The organism is Mixta sp. Marseille-Q2659 (assembly GCF_940807255.1).
Taxonomy (GTDB): domain Bacteria; phylum Pseudomonadota; class Gammaproteobacteria; order Enterobacterales; family Enterobacteriaceae; genus Mixta.
In genome coordinates this window covers 1-20147 of sequence record NZ_CALNWY010000020.1, presented here as the reverse complement: position 1 = coordinate 20147, position 20147 = coordinate 1, and the positions used below count along the sequence as shown (strand labels likewise).

Genomic DNA, 20147 nt, shown 5'->3' with positions numbered 1-20147 from the left:
TCCCTTACTGTCCAGACTCTATCGGTAGCAGTTCCAGTCGAATAATGTGGAGCAAATCACTGTGTAATTGTTCCTGGTCACCACCCACTACGCCGTGCATCGCCAGTGAATCCTGCCCCAATGCCAGGGCCATCAGCCGCCAGGCCGTGGTGGATGCCGTATCGTGGCAGCGCAAAACATTCTGGTTGATGCCGTCGGTAATGGTTTCGCTGATGATGCCGTGCCAGAGATTAAGCCCGTAAACCAGGATGTCCTGCAGCGAGCGATCCTGATGCGCCAGCACCGAGACTTCACGCCAAAGCTCGCTCATATACTGTTCTTCTTTGCAATCGACCAGTAGCGAGAGTACCGCCTCAACGCCACTCAGCGTTTCCCGCGTCACCTTATGCCTTTCCGCTTTTTCATGAACGATAGCCAGAAAAGCCTGACACTTAAGCTCACCCAGAGAGGTAAAATGACGGTTGATATGTCCTATTGCCGCCCCGCTCTCCAGCGCGACTTTTCTGGCGGTAACCGCCGCAAAGCCCTGGCTTTTCATGATTTTTTTCGCTGCGTTGAGTAATAAATCCGCCCGCGCATCCGCTTTTAAATAGCCCATTCCCTGCTCCGCCCGTTTTAACTGGGCGACAGTTTGCCTCTTTTTGAACAGCTGTTCAATATTTGCTGAACGCACGTTCAAAAAAATTCAGGATAACTTTACATAAGTCAGAAAAGGGTGAATGACCAATTAAACGTTTGCGTGGATGACGTAAGCGATTGCTTTTGTATTTAGCGCGCTTTTATGACCTGTTTTTTAACCGCCTCCAACCAGTTCGTGATCTGCATCACATAACAACTGAATCAAAATGAAACAAACTTTGACAAACGTGAGCAATATCTATTTTCTATCGGCAGGATGCAGGCAACCTATGCGGGCTGCCGCGACGTACCCGTACGTCTTCCCCGGAGTGGCATATAAAAATACCTTCCCGTCCAGCAGTGGACACTTGATTCGCGGCCTTCTCTGACTCAGCAGAGAGGCCTTTAAGCATGTGGTAACCAATGAAAAATAAAATGTTGATGGCTGGCGCGCTGTTGGCCGCGTCCTGGAGCGTCACTTCTCAGGCGCAAAGCAACGATGCGACTTATCTGTCAGACTGGTGGCATCAGAGTGTTAACGTAGTAGGCAGCAACCACACTCGCTTCGGACCGCACCTGAACAACGACGTTTATCTGGAATATGAAGCGTTCGCCCACAAAGACTGGTTCGATTTCTACGGCTACGTTGATATTCCGAACTTCTTCGGCGCGGCAAACAGCTATCAGCAGGGAATCTGGGACAACGGTTCGCCGCTGTTTATGGAAATCGAACCGCGTTTTTCCATTGATAAGCTGACCGGTACCGATCTGAGCTTCGGCCCGTTTAAAGAGTGGTACTTCGCCAATAACTATGTTTATGACATGGGCCACAACAGCGATAACCGCCAGAACACCTGGTATATGGGCCTGGGCACCGATATTGATACCCATACCGATCTCGCCCTGTCGCTGAACGTCTACGCCAAATACCAGTGGGAAAACTATGGCGCAGCGAACGAAAACAGCTGGGATGGTTACCGCTTTAAAGTGAAATACTTCCTGCCGATTACCACCCTGTGGGGTGGCAACCTGAGCTATATCGGCTTTACCAACTTTGACTGGGGCTCCGATCTGGCGGATAAAACGCCGGGCGCCTCACGCACCAGCAACTCTATCGCCTCCAGCCATATCCTGGCGCTGGGCTACGATCACTGGCACTACTCTGTCGTGGCGCGTTATTTCCACAACGGCGGCCAGTGGGCAGATGGTGCGAACCTGAACTTTGGCGACGGCCCGTTTGAAGTGAAATCAACCGGTTGGGGTTACTACCTGGTGGTAGGTTACAACTTCTGATGCTGTTGAGGCAGAAGCGCGCGCCGCTTCTGCCTTCTCTCGTTTCGCCCGCTCTCTCTTCGTTTCCATAAGCCTGCTTTCCCTTCTGCCGTGACGTCAGTCTGCCGCTATTCGCTTTGCCTTTATTAAAGGATGTCTAAAGTAAGCGCTGCGAATTCGACAATATATTCATTCTGTTTCCTTTATATTTATCCAGAGCATTAATAACAGGCGCAATATTATTCATTTCATTTTCTGGCCGGTAAGTACTGACTCCAGGGCAAATTCGTCTGCTGTTTATTCCCTTTGCTTCACCATTAATTACAGAAAAAGAAGCGGTTCAGCATATCAGCCTTTTCTATTGCAGCCATTATCAACATCAGGCAAGGAAATATAATGCACCTGAATAATAATTAATGTTTCCCGTAACGTTATTTAATGAGATCCGAATTTATAATTAATCTATTAATATTAAACATGAAGCCGATCACATTCCCGCTCAGAATAAAATATCAGGCTTTTATTTTATAAATAAGCTGTGCTAGCGTAGCCGCCATATGGATTGTCACTGTTTCCAACAGGCAAAACCTTTTTTATCCGTTACTGCGTTTGTATAAAAGCTATCATGCGCAGCATTAACGGCAGGTCCCCTATTTTAAACAGAAACAATGGTGAATCCAGATGCTAAGGAAAGTCTTTGCTTTATTATTCATTCTCAGCAGCGCTACTGCTTATAGTGCAGAAACAGTCACGCCATCCACCGATAATAATCAACCCATCACAATCTGGTTTGTACGTCACGGTAAAACCTTATTAAACACGCTGGATCGCGTCCAGGGATGGGCCGATTCCCCTCTTACCGATAAAGGACGCCGCGAGACGCGATATCTCGGCGCGGGGTTAAAAGGCATTACGTTTGACGCCTTTTATGCCAGCGATGCCGGACGACAGCGCGAAACAATGAAGCTCCTGCTGCAACAGATCGGTATCGAAAGCTATCAGCTTAATGAGCTAAGCGGCCTGCGCGAAGCCTGCTTTGGCAGTTTCGAAGGCGGGTTCAATCGGGATATGGCGGCTGCAGCCGCCAAACAGCTGGGCCTGGCCGATGGTAGCGCGCTTTTTTCGCGTATGAAGTCAGGTACGCTGCCGGTCGAGGAGAGCATGAACGCGCTGGCCAGCGCGGATCCCACAGGCATGACGGAAAGCTATCAGCAGGTGAAGTTAAGAACGCAGGCGGCGCTGCATACCATTATCGATAATGCGATCGCCAACCATCAAAAAAACATTCTGGTTATTTCCTCCGGCACCGCAATTCAAATAATGATTTCCGATCTGACGGATAACCCAGCGAAAAATAAACCGCTGCCTAACTTAGCGGTAATAAAAATGGTTTATCAGAATGGCAAAACAGAGGTTGCTGAAATTGGCGAGATGAAATATATCGCCGCCGGAAAGAAAGCGCTTCAACCATAATAAAACCCCGTTCCGGCCCTGCCACTAATAAAAAACAGTTAATTAAACAAGACTATTATTTCGAAAGTAAAACCCGGCATAACAAAAAACATTAATCATAACGTTTTAAATAACACCAACGTTCAACACCAGGGAACTTTTACATCCATAGCCAGGGAATATATGAAAATAAACAAGCTAACAATAATAGCGCTCCTGTGCCCGGCACTTTGTCAGGCGCAGGCGCAAAATACGGAATTTACCGGGCAGGTTCTGGCGAATCCGTTCTTTAGCGATAGCTCGCTCGATCTCTCTTTCCGTAATTACTGGAAGTATTTAAAAGAGGATGGTGCTAATCCAAAAACCGTACATGCGGCGTGGGGGCAAGGCGTCACGCTCGATTACCAGTCTGGTTATCTGGCTGATATTATCGGCGTAGACCTCTCGTGGTATAACGCGGTGAAGCTGGGCGCCAGCGATTATTTCAACTCGCGCGGCATTCTTTACAGCAAGGGCAGCGGTAATCATAAACATAACGCAACGGGCTACAGTAAAATCGGCCAGCGTTATATCAAGCTGAAGCTGGAAGGCGAACACCTTCGTTTTAATGGCAAGGCGGGCTGGCAGATGCTGCGCGACTACGGCGTGGTAACCACCTCCAGACGCCTGTCGCCCACCACCTATCTGGGCTGGAGCGGCGATCTCGCCCTGGATAACGTCTCGCTACGTGCTGCCTGGCTGACCCGCTCGCTAAGGCGTGACTCGCCGGACAAAACCACCTTTCAGACCAACGATGGGCGGAATATCGATCATCTCTATTCCGCCAGTCTGCTTTATCGCGGCGAAGCGCTGAAGGCGCAGTATGGCTTTGGCGAAAGCGACGGTTACCTGCGGCGCCAGCTGTTGCTGCTGGATATGGCGCTGTTGCCGCAGCTTTCCGCTGGCGCGCAGATTTATGCTACCGAAGCGCTGGACAGCTATCAGGCGATGGCGGCCAGCAAGCGCGACTTCGATCATCATGCCCGTCACTACGCCGTTGACGTTAGCTGGAAGCATGACAGATGGCATTCAAAATGGGGGCTGGGCTATACCGATGCCAGCAAGCAGGATGCAGTTGGTTTTTACCCACGGCACATGAGCAAAAATTCGCGCGGCACCTTTCCTTCCATGGCCACCGCTGGCGAGGATTACATGCGTGATAAAGAGTGGATGCTCGCCACCATGACCGACTATCGCCTGACGCCTGAGCTTACCGCCGGCCTTGCCGCTAACGCAGGGCGCTTCTCTTACCGCGGGCAGCACGTTATTACCGGCGAAGTTAACCTTTATGGTCGCTGGACACCGTCGCATCCGGCGCTGAAAAACCTGACCATTTGGGCCATGGTTGGCCCTGGCTGGTCATATAAAAACGTGAAGCGCACGCCAATAATACGCGATGGACACTATCAACGCGCCCACAGTCTCGCGGGCGAGGTAATTATCGATTATCGCTTTAAGTTGCTGTAACCCCTCTCCGGGGACGGCGTAAGTAGCGTTGTTCAGTTCAGTAAGGAGACTCGATGAAAAAATGGATGGCTATTTTTGTAATGCTCTTAAGCTGTGGTGCCAGTGTCGCTGCGCCTACGGTAACCGAACCCGACACCATTACCGTCTGGTTCGCCCGCCACGGCAAAACCTGGCTTAATACCCTGGATCGAGTACAGGGCTGGGCCGATTCGCCATTAACGGACGAAGGCGCGCAGGTGGCGCGCTATCTGGGCGAAGGCTTAAAAGCGATCCCCTTCGACAGTTACTATTCTGGCGATGCGGGCCGCCAGCGGGAAACGATGCAGCTTATCCGCACGGCTCGCGGCGATAATTCCATCCCAACAGTCGAAATGAAAGCGCTACGCGAGGTGTTTTTTGGTGGCTTTGAGGGGCTGCCAAATCATGAAATGATCGGCGCGGTGGTAAAGAAACGAGGCCTGAACAACAGCGACCAGCTTTTTGCCGAAATGAAACAGGGTAAGCTAACGCTGATACAATATCTGGATGAGATCGCCAATGTTGATCGGGAAAACCTGGCGGAACGCGGTGAACAGGTGAAAGCACGGATGCAGTCCGCCCTGCGCACCATTATTAAAAATGCACAACATCGCGGTGAAAAAAATGTGCTGGTGGTCTCTTCCGGCGCTGCCATTCTGGCAATGGTTGCCGATCTGACCGATGACGGCCGAAAAAATCAACCGTTGGCGAATGCCGCCGTCGTTAAGTTGGTTTATCAGAAAGGCGCCCTGAAGGTTACTGAAATCGGCAATATGCAGTATGCCAATGCAGGTAAGGAGCGGCTTGCGCCATAGTAAAAATCCGCCTTCATAGAAGGCGGCATACTTACGTCCAGGCAGAGCGTGTCACCCTGAAGTGCCCCGAAAAAGAGATCTCTATCCGGTCTGAACAATGTAAACCTAAAGGTAAGCCCCTGTTGCTGACCAACTACACAGAAGGTGATATTCAGATGTGTGTGAAATTCAGGCCAGAGCGAGCTGGCCTGAAGCGGTGCGTCAGTTAGCCGAGGATTTCCCGTACAAAGGCTTCGATCTCTTTGTTCTGGCAGTTTTCAAAGAAGCACTGCTGGAAGCGCTGACCGCTGACGGCGGTTTTCACCAGTTCAGGATCGATCGCGCGCAGCGTATCCAGGTAGTTATCCTTCACCACCGCCGCTTTCACCTGATTCAGAATCCCGGCGTTGCGCACCTGCGGCTCTTTACGTTCCGGCGGATAGCCCTGGCCTTTCTCGCCGCTAAAGGCTTTTTCAAAGATAAAGCGCAGATTCAGCTCAGCGCCCCAGCCGAAACCTTTAGCGAAAGGTAGCGCCAGCGCGTTGCCGTTATTGATCTGTGCAAACAGATAGGCGTCTGCCGGATCGATACAGTAGCCGCAGGCGACGCCCGGATGAATGTTCAGCGACATCAGCGCGCCCTGCCCGGTGCCGCAGCCAGCGATAACAAAATCCACCGCCTTTGAGTTCAGCAGAATGCTGGCCATAATTCCCAGATGAATATAGGTCAGATGATGATCCTGCTCATCGCTCATGCCTACGTTGAAAACCGGATAATCTAGCCCGTTCGCTACCTGCTGTAGCTCTTTCAGCACAATGGCGTTTTTCGCCGCCTGGCTGTTCTCCATCATCAACGCAATTTTCATCGTTTATCCTCTCGTTACATAGCACGTTGTCAGACCGGTGAAACGGGTTTCCCCATCACCGGCCGCGTTTCTGGAATAATATTCATTTTGCGACATACCGGGCTGTTGCCCCAGCAGTGTTCATAAGGATGGCCCACCAGCTCTTCAATAACGGTGCGCGCCGCCGGGCTAATCCCATTTATCGCGCCGCCTGCCTTAATGCGCGCCACCTCTTCCAGCACGATCATATGCGTCTGGCGATTCAGCTTCATTTGACGGCTGTAAAGCATGGCGCACAGCGCCAGGGCGCTCACGCCCAGGAAGAAGACCCAGCCGATAGCATCCACCGCACTTTCCGGCTGCGTATGCGATTTCGACTGAAAGCCATAAAAACTCAGTACCGCGCCCATCGCGAACACAATCACCGAGCGGGCGATTTTGCCGCAAAAGGTCATTGCGCCCGCATAAATGCCCTCACGCCGACGGCCGGTATAGATTTCATCCACATCAGCCAGAAAGGTATAAACCGTCCATGGAATATAGTAGACGCCGCCGGTGCCCAGGCCGAACACCACGGTAATCGCGATCAGCGCAATAGTGGAGTAGTAAGCGGGCAGCGAGAAAAAGTGCAGCATGGAATAACAGGCGACGGCGAATACCACGATGCTCAGCGCCCAAATATAGGGTTTACTAAAGCCTTTTTTCACGCACAGGCCGATAAACAGCGCCGTAGAGAACAGCTGCAGCACCGCGTTAAGGCTGTTCAGACCGGCCACAATCGCCGGATCGTGCTGCAAGACGAAAATAATAAAATAGGTAAACACCGAGGCAAACAGCCACTCGGCGCCAAAACCGAACAGATACATGCCTAAATGCTTGCGGAACACGCGCAAATAGAAGGTGGACTGCATATCGCGCATCAACGAGACAAGGGTTTTTCCCAGTCCCCGTTTCTCCGTTACCGCCGCAGGCGCTTCGCCTTTACGTTCCCATGTCGCCAGCCACAGCAAGCCAATCGCCAGCAACAGAATCAACCCGTAGGTCAGGCCGGTCAGGAAAAATGGCGTGGCAGAATCCTTGCCATACAGCAGAATAAACTGACCGGGAATAAAGGCGGCCAGGAAGTTCGCCAGCTTGCCGAAAATGGCCTTGTAGCCGGTCAGCTTTGAACGCACCGCGAACTGCGTCGTCATTTCGGTCGCCAGCGTTTCATAAGGCACCATAACCGAGGTATAAATCAGCTCAAACAGCACATAGGTGCTGAGGTAATACCAGAAGCCGAACCCTTCTACCCACAACAGCGGATAGAACATCATTAACGGCGCGCCGATCAGCAGAAAAAAGCGTCGGCGGCCAAAACGCCGCCCCAGACGCGTGCGCCCGAAATTATCGGTCAGATAGCCCATCAGAGGATTGCTTAACGCATCGACCACGCTGGCAATAGAAAAAATCAGCGAGGCTTCCAGCAACGATAATCCGCAGAACGTGGTATAGAAATAGAGTAGCCATGCGCCGCTAATAGCCAGCGCGCCGCTGCCCAACAGGTTGCCGCCGCCATAACTTAACCTGTGCCACAGTTTGACCTGCGGCTCTTGCCCGGAAGGTAAAGAGGATGTGGTCATAATTACGCCTCGTTATAATTATGAAACAGCGTTTCAATTTATAAGATGTGCTGTTTCTTATAGAGATCGCGTCTGCTATTTGCTGTGATTGCTTTCACATTTCTGCGTCAGGCTCTCTTTTGTAAAGGGCGTTTTGCGAGCCAGACAGCATTCCTTCCTCTCAGGAAAAATAGTGTGATCCTTCTTACATTTTTTTCAGCCTTAACTCGGCAACGGCCACGAACAGGGTATCCTCTCTTAAAATTGTGAAACAGCGTTTCATTTTATATCAATATCTGGCGAGAGGAGGAAACGATGGCAAAAGGGAATCAACTGCATCTGCCGTTTCATCGCTTTCAGGATGAAAAAACCGGTGCGGAGATGGTGCGCTTAACGCCGCCTGAAGTGTTATGTCACCGCAACTATTTTTATCAAAAATGCTTTTTCAACGACGGCAGCAAATTGCTGTTTGCCGGTGAATTCGATGGTCATCGCAACTATTACCTGCTCGATCTGCAACGGCAACAGGCAACGCAGCTTACAGAAGGCGCTGGCGACAACACCTTTGGCGGCTTCCTCTCGCCGGACGATCGCTATCTGTTTTACGTTAAAAATGAACGCGAACTGCGCCGCGTCGATTTACAAAGCTATGAAGAAGTCATTATCTACACCGTACCGCAGGAGTGGGTAGGTTATGGTACCTGGGTCGCCAACAGCGACTGTACCAAACTGGTGGGCATTGAAATTGACCATCAGGACTGGCAGCCGCTCAGCGACTGGCAGGTATTTAAAACCTTCTTTGAGAAGAACCCGCACTGCCGCCTGCTGCGCGTCGATTTACACACCGGCGAAGCGCAAACCATCCTGGAGCAGCGATTGTGGCTGGGCCATCCGATTTATCGTCCTTTCGACGATCAAACTGTCGCCTTCTGCCACGAAGGGCCGCACGATCGGGTCGATGCCCGTATGTGGCTGATTAACGAAGACGGCAGCCACATGCGCAAGGTAAAAGATCATGCCGAAGGGGAAAGCTGCACCCATGAGTTCTGGGTGCCCGACGGCTCGGCGCTGATTTACGTTTCCTACCATAAAGAACGGCCAGAGCGGGAAATTTGCCGTTACGATCCCGTCACGCAACATAATGAAGTGCTGATGACCATGCCCGCCTGCTCCCATTTGATGAGCAATCAGCACGGCACGCTGCTGGTCGGCGACGGTTCCGGTACGCCAGTGGATGTGCAGGATACGCAGGGCTACACCATTGAAAACGACCCGATGCTGTGGCTGTTTGATGTGGCAACGCGCAGCTATCGCCCGCTGGCGGCGCATAACAGCTCGTGGCGCGTGCTGAACGGCGACCGGCAGGTTACTCATCCACATCCGTCGTTTACGCCGGACGATCGCCAGGTCCTGTTTACTTCTGACTACGAAGGCCAGCCGGCGCTCTATCTGGCGACCATCGGCGACCATTTTTTCAGCCAACCTGCACATAACGGATAACTATATGTTTACTTTCAAAGAGCAAACCCACGTTGAGGATTTAGGCAACGGCGTGACGCGGCGCATACTGGCGCACGGCGGTGGAATGATGGCGGTGGAAGTCACCTTTGAGAAAGATGCGGTCGGCCCGCTGCATCATCATCCGCACGAGCAGCTCACCTATGTGCTGTCCGGGCGCTTCGCATTTACCATTGATGGGGAAACTTATGAGGTCAGCGCGGGCGACACGCTGTATAAGAAGCCGAATGTGGTTCACGGCTGCGTCTGCCTGGAGCCGGGCGTTCTGTTAGATACCTTTACGCCGCAGCGGCAGGATTTCCTTTCCTGAAACAGCGTCAGGGCTTTTTTGCCGAAAACAGCGGCAGAACCCTCTTTTCTGAAAACAACAGCGGAGCGCCAGATGGCGCTCCGCTGCTTCGTTCGAGGGTTTACTTTTTAGCCTGTGGCAGCTTTTCAATATCCACGTTGCCCTGCTGTTCAGCAACAAAGGATTCCTTGCGCACCTCCGCCACATCGTGCGCGGTGACCGGTTTCTCGCCTTTATTGCCCCAGCTGGTACGGATAAAGTTCACCACGTCCGCGACCTGATTGTCGTTAAGACGCCAGCCGAAGCCCGGCATTACCACTGAACTCGGCGCATCCTTAACGCCCGGCAGCGTGCCGCCGGTCAGCACGATGTGGATCAATGAGGTAGGATCGTCCGCCAGCACCACCGGATTGCCGCGCAGCGCCGGGAAGAAGCGCTTGTAACCGCGACCGTCGGTACGGTGACAGGCGGCGCAGCTATCGACATAGGTCGCCGCGCCCGGTTTGCTGTCGTCGCCTTTCCATAGCGCCTGCGCAACGGCGTCATCCGGCTGGAAGCCAGCCTGTGATGGATCTTTCGCGCCCAGCGACTTCAGATAACGCGCGATGGCGTTAATATCTTCCTCGCTCAGATATTGCAGGCTGTGTTCCACCACATCGGTCATGCCGCCGAAGGCCGCCGTATCATCGTTGCGCCCGGTGCGCAGGAACTGTGCCAGATCGTCCTGACTCCAGCGTCCTAAACCGTCACGGTTATCGCCGCGCAGGTTGCTGGCGGTCCAGCCATCAATCGGCGCGTTGCTGCCCGCCAGGTAGTCGCTGCCTTTCGCATCGTTCAGCGCTTTTTCCTGCATGGTGAAGCTACGCGGCGTATGGCAGGCGCCACAGTGACCCAACCCTTCCACCAGATAGCGTCCGCGCGCCAGCTCTTTGTCCTCGCCCGCTTTCGGCTGGAACGCCTTCACGTTCGGCGCGAATACCGTGCGCCAGATCGCCAGCGGCCAGCGCATCGACAGCGGCCAGGGAATATCGCTCTCTTTATTCTGCTGCGCCACCGGCGCCACGCCGTGCATAAAGTATGCGTAAAGCGCCTGCATATCCTCATCGCTGACTACTGCGTAAGAGGGATAGGGCATCGCCGGATAGAGCGTATCGCCATTTTCGCAATGCCGTGACGCACCGCCTTCTGGAAATCGTCATAGCTGTAGCTGCCGATACCGCTTTCTTTATCCGGCGTAATGTTGGTGGAGTAGATCGTGCCGATCGGCGTCTCCATCGGCAGGCCGCCCGCAAAGGGTTTGCCATCCTTGCTGGTGTGACAGGCGACGCAGTCGCCCGCTCGCGCCAGATATTCGCCGCGTTTAATCAGATCGCCGCCCTGGTTATCGGCCGCCAGCGCGGCAGACGCGCTTGCCAACAGGCCCAGCGCCAGTAATGCCTTTTTCATTGCCATCATCCTTATGCCTGTACCAGCGGCCCTGGGTTTTTCAGATACTGTTCGCGAATTGCCTTTGCCGACCAGTAGGTCAGCGCGGCCACCATGCCGGTCGGGTTATAGCCCAGGCCCTGCGGAAACGCGGAAGCGCCCGGCACAAAGACGTTCGGCACGTCCCAGCTTTGCAGATAGCGGTTAACCGCGCTGGTCTGCGGATTTTCGCCCATAATGGCGCCACCGTTCATATGCGTGGTCTGATAAACCGTGGTATCGAAATGGGTGCCCTGCGTTTTCGGCGCGCCAATGATCTCTTTCGGGTTCATCGCTTCGGCAATTTTGCGCATCTTGCCATGCATAAACTGCGACATCTTGATGTCGTTGTCCTGCCAGTCAAAAGTCATACGCAGCAGCGGCTGGCCGAAGGCATCCTTATAGTTCGGATCGAGATCGAGATAGTTGGTGCGGTAAGACTGGTGCGCGCCGTGCGCATCCATGGAAACGTGATGCGTATAGTGATCGGCCACCGCCGCCTTCCATTTGCTGCCCCAGCCCGGTGTGCCCTGCGGCACCGGCAGGCCGGAAATCGGCTTCACGCCCGCCTGGTTTACCCAGAACGGCGAACCGCCGACAAAGCCATATTTGCCGTGGTCGAAGTTATCGGCGTTGAAATCATCGACGCCAACGCCCGCGCCGCCTGCACCGATAAAGTTATTGGTATGCACATCCTTGCCGAAGAACGCCTTAATAGTGGAAATGTTCTGGTAGGCAAAGTTGCGCCCGACCACGCCTTCGTTGGTAATCGGGTTGTACGGCTTCCCGATGCCGGAAAGCAGCATCAGATGCACGTTATGGAACTGGAACGCGGAAAGGATCACCAGATCCGCTGGCTGCTCAACCTGGCGGCCCTGCGCATCGACATAGGTCACGCCGGTGGCGCGTTTTTTATCATCGGTGAGATTAACGCGCAGCACGTGTGAGTTATCACGCAGCTCAAACTTCGGCTCCTGACGCAGCGCCGGCCAGATATTCACGTTCGGCGACGCTTTGGAATACATGTAGCAGGCGTAGCCGCTGCAGTAACCGCAGAAGTTGCACGGGCCCATCTGTGCGCCGTAGGTGTTGGTATAGGGGCCGGAGGTATTGGCAGACGGCAGATCGTAAGGATGATAGCCGACCGATTCCGCCGCTTTAGCAAACAGCTGTGCGGAATAAGTGCGCTTCTGCGGCGGCAGAGGGAAATCATCCGAGCGATCCGGTGCGAACGGGTTGCCGCGGCCTTTGCCGACCACTTTGCCTTTAATACTCCAGGCGGAACCGGAGGTGCCGAACACCTTTTCCGCCTTGTCAAAGAACGGCTCCAGCTCATCATAGGTGACGCCGAAATCCTGGATTGTCATGCCTTCCGGGATAAAGTTTTTGCCGTAGCGCTCTTCGTAGTGGCTGCGCATCCGCAGTTCCATGGGATCGACGCGGAAGTGAACGCCGGACCAGTGCAGGCCCGCGCCGCCGGTGCCGGTGCCGGGTAAAAACGCCGCCAGCTGACGATAAGGCTGGGCGGTCTGAGAAGGATTGTGACGAATCGTCACGGTGCTTTTCGACAGGTCCTGGAACAGCTTTTTACGCACGTTATAGGTGAGTTCGTCGATGACCTGCGGATAAGCGCCGTCGGGATAGGTATCACGATGCGGACCGCGCTCCAGCGCTACCACATGCAGGCCCGCTTCCGTCAGCTCTTTCGCCATAATGGAACCGGCCCAGCCGAAGCCGACAATTAACACGTCCACTTTTTTCATTACGTTTGCCATGCTTATGCCCTGTCTCCACGAATCGATACCGCCGGGAAGGGATAACGCTCGCCGCGCTCCACCCAGTCCATAAAATCAGCGCGTGCGCCGGGGAAGCCGATCAGCTTCCAGCCCACCATATGCTGATTGCCGCCGTGCAGCGGATCGCAGAAAAAGCCCTCGCGAGTGTTTTGCAGCAGGTAAGCGAAGAAGGTTTTTGCAGGCAGCTGCTTAAAGCTGGCTTTGTTGCTTTCAAAATCGCCCAACAGCGCATCCTGCTGTTCCGCCGTCAGCGCAGCAAAGGCTTTGCCATGCTGCTGTTTGGCCCAGGCGTCCGCTTCGGCGATGCCGAGACGATAAATCTGCTGCGGCACCAGCGGCAGCTGATAGCCCAGCTCTTTTGGCGCATCGGGATCGAAGGGGCCCTGCATATACCAGTTGTTGCCGGTAGCGTAAGGCGTGTTCATCTGGCGATCGATGAACTCCGGCACGCCAGCTTCCAGCGCGCCTGGACCGCGCTCATCAGCCGGAATCAGGCGGGCGACCGCCGCCTTAATAAAGGCGAACTCCTCAGCGGTAAACCAGACCGGCTGATAATCGCGTGCGGTTTGCGGCCCCGCAGGCGCCGCGTTATCCTGCGCCTGGGCGTTCTTGCTGAGGCCAAGCGAGGCAATCCCGGTGGTGCCCATCGCCACGGCTGGCGCCAGCGTGATGGTTTTCAGGAGAAAATCTCTCCTGGAAGTACTCGTTTTTTCTTTCGACATGACATTGCCTTAGCGCGCGTCCCTGACGGCGCAACTGTTAATCGTCTCGTTGTTATTATTGTTATCAATAAATGAAGGGTCTTTCCGGCGGATAAAAATCACATTGTTACCGGTAACAAAGGCGTGCATTGTAACAGTTATTTTGTAAAATCTTTAGTTCCATCAAACAAAAAGACACAAATTCCTTAACATAAACGTGACAAGTTTCTGAACGCGCCCGTCAGCGAACAGGAACGCTGAAACGGCTGGACACAACCCTCCACAGACTGTTAATACTCAGCAGCGCTATAACAGAGCGAATCTATTAGCGGAGTGTTTATGTTTAGTTGCTTTTTCCCCCGACCCGCGCTGTTCTTCAGCAGCGCCGCCCTGTTTAGCCTGGCGGCCATATTTTTATGGTTTGGCGAAGCCAGCCAGCTGGTGTTTCATCTGGCGCTGTTTGCCTCGTATGCCGGACAGCCGCTGCCTGACAATGCGTGGCGTTTTCTGCAGCCCGGCGAGCTGTGGTTTTATCTCTACTTCGCCCTGATGACGGCGCTGTTTGCCGCCTGCTGGTTTATTTTTAGTCCGCATCGCTGGCAACGCTGGTCAGTGCTGGGTTCGGCGCTGATTCTGTTTGTCACCTGGTTTGATGTACAAATCGGTGTGGCGATCAACGCCTGGTACGGCCCGTTTTACGATCTGATCCAGCACGCGCTGAGCAAGGCGGGCTCGGTCTCTCTCGCGACGTTCTATCAGCAGATTTTTAATTTCCTCAGCATTGCGTTGATCGCCGTGGTGGTTGGCGTGCTGAATGCATTTTTTATCAGCCACTGGGTGTTCCGCTGGCGTACGGCGATGAATGACTGGTATATGGCGCACTGGCAGAAGCTACGCCATGTAGAAGGCGCGGCGCAGCGCGTTCAGGATGACACTATGCGCTTTTCCAGCACGCTGGAGGATTGGGGCGTCAGTTTGATTCAGGCGATCATGACGCTGGTGGCTTTTTTGCCGGTGCTGGTCGCTTTGTCAAAGCATGTTAAAAGCGTACCGCTGCTGGGCGATATGCCGTACGGGCTGGTGATCGCGGCGCTGCTGTGGTCGCTGTTCGGCACCGCGCTGCTGGCGCTGGTCGGCATTAAACTGCCGGGGCTGGAGTTCCGTAATCAGCGGGTAGAAGCCGCCTGGCGAAAAGAGCTGGTGTATGGCGAGGACGATCCGCAGCGCGCTGCGCCCGCCACGGTACGCGAACTGTTCAGCCGGGTACGCCGCAGCTATTTCCGCCTGTGGCTCCACTATCTCTATTTCAACGTCACGCGTATTCTTTACCTGCAGCTTGATAACGTTTTCGGCCTTGTTGTGCTGTTTCCGGCGATTATCGCCGGTACGTTAACGCTGGGGCTGCTGCAGCAAATCACCAACGTTTTCGACCAGGTACGCGCCTCCTTCCAGTACTTAATTACTTCATGGTCAACGCTGGTTTCGCTGATGTCGATTTATAAGCGTCTGCGCAGTTTTGAACGCATCATCGCCGGCAAGGAAACGGCTGAAACGCTACGCGAGACGTTGCAATAGCGCTGCGAGCCGTTACTCAGAACGATCAAATATCGACTTATCCATGCCGCTTTGACTTCCGCTCCGTCTGGAACTGTTTGAAGATAGCGACAGGAGCATGTGGTGTTGACATCGGTCAACACCACATGTACATTCCCCTCTGTCCAGGATGGATAATGAAAAAACACCCTAATAAACATATTCAGGATGCGATTGAGTTCGCCCTACTGTGCGGCTGGCGTTTTCGTCCTTCTAACGGGCACGCGTTTGGCAGATTAATTTGCGACGTGCCTGAGCATAGCGAGCATCAAATCAGTATCTGGTCTACCCCGCGCATCCCTGAATATCATGCGGAGCAAATCCGGCGCAAAGTCAGTCAATGCGCAATTGATGATGCTCCCCACATCAGGAGGAACTGATGGTTTATCACTTTACGCTCACCCTTACCGGCGTGAATGCCCAAACGCCAGGGCTGGAAGATGCGCTGTTTGAAAGCGGCTGCGATGACGCCCTGCTCTGCTTTTACGGCAACACGGCTTATCTGGAATTTGATCGCGCAGGCAGCAGTTTCGAACAGGCGGTGCTGAGCGCCATTGACGATATTGAAAGCAGCGCGCTACCAGCGCGCGTGGTCTCCGTTGACGCCACGCTGCTTGGCCTGAGCGATATTGCCCAACGCAGCCAGCTTTCTCGCCAGGCGGTCGCCATGCTGAAAGATGGTACGCGCGGGCCGGGCAGCTTTCCCGCCCCGGTTCAGCGCCTTACCGGCCACTCGCCGCTGTGGCGCTGGGCCGCTGTTGCACGCTGGCTGCATGAGAACGGCAAGCTTAGCGCCGAGCTGGCGGAAAACGCGCAGGTGATGGAAAACATCAATCTGGCGCTGGCGCTGCGTGAAACGCCGCAGCGCCAGTATGTCACCCAGCTGGCGGCACGCCTGGCGAAGTCAGAACCGCGCCGCGCTAGCTAAGCGCAGCGAATACGCGTTCGACCGCGTAAGCGCCCGGATCCTTAACGCCGTTCAGGCTGTCCTGGTTCAGATAGGAAGAGCGGCCCGCTTTTGCCGCGCTCATGCTGGCCGTCGACTCCGCGCCCTGCTGCGCGGCAGTGGCGGCCTCCGAAAGACCTTTTCCTGCTATCAGCGCCTGCAACGCCGGTTCCAGCGCATCAATCAGCGTGCGATCTCCCACGCGAGCGCCGCCGTAGTGTTTCATCCGCTCCAGCCCAGCCATCAGCGCCTGCGGCAGCGATTTGCCCTCTTCCAGCTGCTGTCCGGCGGCGGTAAACATAATCGACATTAGCACGCCGCTGGAGCCGCCCATCACCACCGCCAGTTGCTCGCCGATCAAAGTCAGCAGACGCGATGGTTCATTAAAGGGCAGCGCTTTCTGCTGACTGCCCTGCAAAATTTTGCGCGCGCCCGCCGCGAAAGTAGAGCCGGTATCGCCATCGCCCACTTTGGCATCCAGCTTATTCAGCTCGCTCTCCAGATCCATCAGCGTCTGGCAGACCTTGTCCACGACGCGCTGCACCGCTGCATTGTCCGAAGGCTGCGCCTCCTGCTGACGTTTAATCGCTTCGCCCTTGATGATTTGCGGCGTGGCCAACTGCTGTATCGGCTGCCAGCCGCTGGCTTCAACCGGCGCCGCTAATGCCTGCAGCGTTTCGTCATCCAGCAGCAGCGTGGTTAACGAAAACCCTTTCATATCCAGCGAGCTAACCAGCGTGGCCGGGCCGATTAAATGGCTCAGCCGTTTCGCCAGCGGCGAACGCAGGGTCTCCCGCACCAGCACGCCCAGTTCCAGCATCGAAAAGCCGCCGAGGTTATTGACCAGCAGCAGCGCCTGTCGATCCTGCGGCACCTTTTCCGCCAGTTTTTCCGTCATGATCTGCACAATTTCGCGGCTGTTCTGCGTTTTTAAGGTCGTTACGCCCGGCTCGCCGTGAATACCCATACCCAGCTCGCTTTCGCCTTCCGCCACGCGATTATCCTGTGGCTCGCCGGGAATATGGCAGGTGGCGAACGCCAGGCCAATGCTGGCGGTAGCGGCAATCGCCTGTTTAGCGCGCTGCGTGACCGCATCCAGCGTATCGCCCCGTTCAGCGTAATACCCGGCCAGCTTATGAATCAGCACGGTGCCCGCCAGGCCACGCGGCTGCGGGTTTTCCGGCAGCGCAATATCATCCTGCACAATCGCCAGCTCAACCTTATAGCCGAGCGCCCGCGCCTTTTCTGCCGCCAGCCCGAAATTAAGGCGGTCGCCGGTATAGTTTTTCACAATCAGCAGGCAACCCGCCTCGCCGGTGACATTGATAATGGCGCTCAGTACCGCGTCCACGCTGGGCGAGGCGAACACATCGCCGCAGACGGCGGCAGTCAGCATTCCTTTCCCGACAAAGCCTACGTGCGCTGGCTCATGGCCGGAGCCGCCGCCGGAAATCAGCGCGACCTTACTTTTATCCCAGTCATTGCGCACCACAACGCGAATGCCTTCTCCGGCATCAAGCCGACCCAGATTATGAAAGGGCGTGGCTATCAGCGCGCCTTCAATCGCTTCCTTCACCAGCTCGCTTTTTTCATTCATGAAAAACTGACTCATGGTTTTCCTCTCTCTGTGTTGGTTCGCCCAGGCACAGCGGCGCAAAAGGTTAACTGTAGTTGAAAAAGTTGTCAGAGATTCGACAGCGAATGTCAGCTATGCAGGCGCGCAAAAGCGAGCGTTACTGAAAAATGGTGGGGTAACCCTCACTGGAGGGCCTTGTATTAGCGGAAAAGGTTACCTTAACATCGCCTTCTCTTCCCCTCCACGCCGATCGTTCGGCTAATGCCGGGCATCGCTGTCCGGCAAAATTGAGTTAACGAAACACGCTGATCGCTTCTACCAGACGCGTTGCCTGGCGACTCATACGTCCTGACGCTTCCGCACCTTCCTGGACACGCGCCGCATTTTGATGAGTAATATCGTCCAGATTTTCCACCGCCTGGCTGACTTCGCTGAGTGCAGTGGCCTGCTCCGCCGTGGCGGCGCTAATCTGGCCGATCAGCGTCGAGACATCCTGCACGCGGTCAACAATCTCCTGCATGGTGCTGCCGGTCTGGTTAACCTGCCCGCTGCCCATCTCAACGCGCGTGACGCTGGTTTCCACCAGTGCTTTAATTTCGCTGGCCGCCTTCGCGCTACGCTGCGCCAGATTACGCACTTCGCCAGCCACCACGGCAAACCCTTTGCCCTGCTCGCCCGCACGCGCCGCCTCGACCGCCGCGTTAAGGGCCAGAATATTGGTCTGGAACGCAATACCGTCGATCACGCTAATAATACTGGCGATTTTCTTCGAACTTTCAGCGATGTCGCTCATCATGCTGACCATCTCTTTCATCGCCTCGCCGCCTTTCTGCGCCGCCTGGCTGGTGGTGATGGAAAGCTGATTCACCTCCGCTGCACTTTCTTTATTGCTTTTTACCGTGGCGGTCATTTCATTCATGGTCGCCGCCGTTTGCTGAACATTGGCCGCCGCCTGCTCGGTGCGCTCGCTCAGCTCGCTGTTGCTCTGCGCCATCGCATCGCTGGCGCTCAGCACATTGATCGCCTGGCCGCTAACATCATCCACCAGCCAGCGAAACATCAAACCAAGCTGGCCGATGGCGCGCAGCGTGGTACCAACTTCATCGACCCGATCGAGCAGATCCACTTTATGGCTGTTGCCGGTAGCGACATCGAGCGCCTGCTGACAAACCCGCTCCATCGGCCGGGAAATTTGTTGTTCCAGCCAGCCGCTGGCGAGCAGCAGCAAAAAGGTCATTCCGGCGCTGAAGATCCCTAACGCGCCCGCCGTGACATTCAGCGCCCAGACACCCGCTATTGTCAGCGGCAGCAGCGCCAGTAACGTGGAGCGAATGCGCCAGCGTAGCGGCATGGTTTTGAACAGCGAGCGCCAGCGCCGCCAGCCGGTATAAAGCAGCAGCCCCTGGTGCAGCTTACGGCCTTTATGACGTCCGGCGCGGAAATCGCTGTAGAGCGCTTCCGCCTGACCGATCTCCGCCGTGGTCGGCTTGGTACGAACCGACATATAGCCATGCGCCGCGCCGTTGCGCATAACCGGAATCGCATTGGCGCGCACCCAGTAATGGTCGCCATTCTTACGGCGGTTTTTCACCAGCGCCGTCCAGGGCAAGCCCTGTTTCAGCGTGCCCCACATATCGGCAAAGGCTTCCGGCGGCATATCGGGATGGCGCACCATATTATGCGGCTGGCCGTTAATCTCGTCCGGGCTAAACCCGCTGACCTCAATAAACGCATCGTTGGCATAGGTGATATAGCTGTTAAGGTCGGTGGTCGACATCAGGGTTGCGTCGTCGCTAAACGCATACTCCTGCTGGCTGACGGGTTGGTTGTTACGCATTACATGAATTCCTTAAACGGGGCGCTGAGCAAGATGCGGTGGATAGATTATATTTTTTTATATTTTCGGCATGGCAACGGGAGATCTTTAGCGCGAAGCAGGGTTTATTTCGACGGCGGTCGCGTTTTGAGCATGATTTATGCACATACCGCCCACCGTTGCAGCGAAAACCGGGTTAATTTAATCCGTAAGTTTTTATTTAGAGTAGAAAAAATGAATGTTCAGGAAGGATAAGCCGTTAACCATGTCAGTAAGGTTAGCGGCTTAAAGCAAACAGAGATGATGAGCAGGCGGGCTGCCATAGCGAACCAGTGGCCTGCCC

Annotated in this window: 16 protein-coding genes and 1 pseudogene; 9 read left to right on the top strand and 8 right to left on the bottom strand. The window is 54.8% G+C overall.

The annotated features are described in order from the left end of the window. Positions 1-4: 4 nt before the first annotated feature. Positions 5-598 (bottom strand): TetR family transcriptional regulator, encoded by a 594-nt coding sequence (locus tag P3C52_RS14245; protein ID WP_275555637.1) that lies wholly within the window; start codon positions 596-598, stop codon positions 5-7. 443 nt (positions 599-1041) lie between these two features. Here P3C52_RS14245 and P3C52_RS14240 point away from each other — a divergent pair, with 443 nt between their 5' ends. The 4 genes from P3C52_RS14240 to P3C52_RS14225 all read left to right on the top strand — a co-directional run bounded on the left by P3C52_RS14240 (position 1042) and on the right by P3C52_RS14225 (position 5681). After that, positions 1042-1911 (top strand): nucleoside-specific channel-forming protein Tsx, encoded by an 870-nt coding sequence (locus P3C52_RS14240; RefSeq protein ID WP_275555636.1) that lies wholly within the window; start codon positions 1042-1044, stop codon positions 1909-1911. A gap of 660 nt (positions 1912-2571) precedes the next feature. Beyond that, entirely contained in the window at positions 2572-3363 is a 792-nt protein-coding gene (locus tag P3C52_RS14235; protein WP_275555635.1) for a histidine phosphatase family protein, read from the top strand. 162 nt (positions 3364-3525) lie between these two features. Then, positions 3526-4848 (top strand): OprD family outer membrane porin, encoded by a 1323-nt coding sequence (locus P3C52_RS14230; RefSeq protein ID WP_275555634.1) that lies wholly within the window; start codon positions 3526-3528, stop codon positions 4846-4848. A gap of 53 nt (positions 4849-4901) precedes the next feature. Then, the gene (locus P3C52_RS14225) at positions 4902-5681 is read left to right on the top strand and encodes a histidine phosphatase family protein (RefSeq protein ID WP_275555633.1); all 780 of its coding nucleotides are present in this window, start codon (positions 4902-4904) and stop codon (positions 5679-5681) included. 205 nt (positions 5682-5886) lie between these two features. Here the strand turns inward: P3C52_RS14225 and P3C52_RS14220 are convergent, their stop codons facing one another. After that, positions 5887-6525, bottom strand: coding sequence for an RpiB/LacA/LacB family sugar-phosphate isomerase (locus P3C52_RS14220; RefSeq protein WP_275555632.1), 639 nt, complete (start codon positions 6523-6525; stop codon positions 5887-5889). A gap of 29 nt (positions 6526-6554) precedes the next feature. After that, positions 6555-8126, bottom strand: a complete 1572-nt coding sequence (locus P3C52_RS14215) for an MFS transporter (RefSeq protein WP_275555631.1) — start codon at positions 8124-8126, stop codon at positions 6555-6557. Positions 8127-8420: 294 nt separating this feature from the next. On the opposite strand from P3C52_RS14215, the gene P3C52_RS14210 reads away from it, so the two are divergent. Further along, on the top strand, positions 8421-9605 hold the full coding sequence (locus P3C52_RS14210) for an oligogalacturonate lyase family protein (RefSeq protein ID WP_275555629.1): 1185 nt from the start codon (positions 8421-8423) through the stop codon (positions 9603-9605). Positions 9606-9609: 4 nt separating this feature from the next. Continuing rightward, a complete protein-coding gene (locus P3C52_RS14205) occupies positions 9610-9933 on the top strand; it encodes a cupin domain-containing protein (RefSeq protein WP_275555628.1) in 324 nt (107 codons plus the stop codon). Positions 9934-10033: 100 nt separating this feature from the next. On the opposite strand, the pseudogene P3C52_RS14200 reads toward P3C52_RS14205, so the two are convergent. From P3C52_RS14200 to P3C52_RS14190, 3 genes and pseudogenes are all read right to left on the bottom strand, one after another. Further along, positions 10034-11358 (bottom strand): annotated as a pseudogene (locus P3C52_RS14200) (cytochrome c). A gap of 11 nt (positions 11359-11369) precedes the next feature. Continuing rightward, positions 11370-13151, bottom strand: a complete 1782-nt coding sequence (locus P3C52_RS14195) for a GMC family oxidoreductase (RefSeq protein ID WP_275555627.1) — start codon at positions 13149-13151, stop codon at positions 11370-11372. A 2-nt stretch (positions 13152-13153) separates the two neighbouring features. Continuing rightward, a complete protein-coding gene (locus P3C52_RS14190; RefSeq protein WP_275555626.1) occupies positions 13154-13894 on the bottom strand; it encodes a gluconate 2-dehydrogenase subunit 3 family protein in 741 nt (246 codons plus the stop codon). A gap of 318 nt (positions 13895-14212) precedes the next feature. Between P3C52_RS14190 and sbmA the strand changes: the two genes are divergently transcribed. The 3 genes from sbmA to P3C52_RS14175 all read left to right on the top strand — a co-directional run bounded on the left by sbmA (position 14213) and on the right by P3C52_RS14175 (position 16394). Next, a complete protein-coding gene (sbmA, locus tag P3C52_RS14185; protein ID WP_275555625.1) occupies positions 14213-15448 on the top strand; it encodes a peptide antibiotic transporter SbmA in 1236 nt (411 codons plus the stop codon). Between the two features lie 155 nt (positions 15449-15603). Next, positions 15604-15846: a hypothetical protein gene (locus tag P3C52_RS14180; protein ID WP_275555624.1), complete on the top strand. Its 243-nt coding sequence runs from the start codon at positions 15604-15606 to the stop codon at positions 15844-15846. Continuing rightward, positions 15843-16394, top strand: a complete 552-nt coding sequence (locus P3C52_RS14175) for a DNA-binding protein (protein ID WP_275555687.1) — start codon at positions 15843-15845, stop codon at positions 16392-16394. Before P3C52_RS14180 ends, P3C52_RS14175 begins: the two co-directional genes overlap by 4 nt. Here P3C52_RS14175 and P3C52_RS14170 read toward each other — a convergent pair. Together P3C52_RS14170 and P3C52_RS14165 are read right to left on the bottom strand one after the other, a co-directional pair. Further along, positions 16387-18024: a dihydroxyacetone kinase subunit DhaK gene (locus P3C52_RS14170; RefSeq protein ID WP_275555623.1), complete on the bottom strand. Its 1638-nt coding sequence runs from the start codon at positions 18022-18024 to the stop codon at positions 16387-16389. The two genes, P3C52_RS14175 and P3C52_RS14170, sit on opposite strands and share 8 nt — an antisense overlap. Before the next feature lie 256 nt (positions 18025-18280). Continuing rightward, positions 18281-19825 carry a PAS domain-containing methyl-accepting chemotaxis protein gene (locus P3C52_RS14165; protein ID WP_275555622.1) on the bottom strand — a complete coding sequence of 515 codons (1545 nt, stop codon included), beginning with the start codon at positions 19823-19825 and terminating at the stop codon, positions 18281-18283. Between the last annotated feature and the right edge of the window lie 322 nt (positions 19826-20147).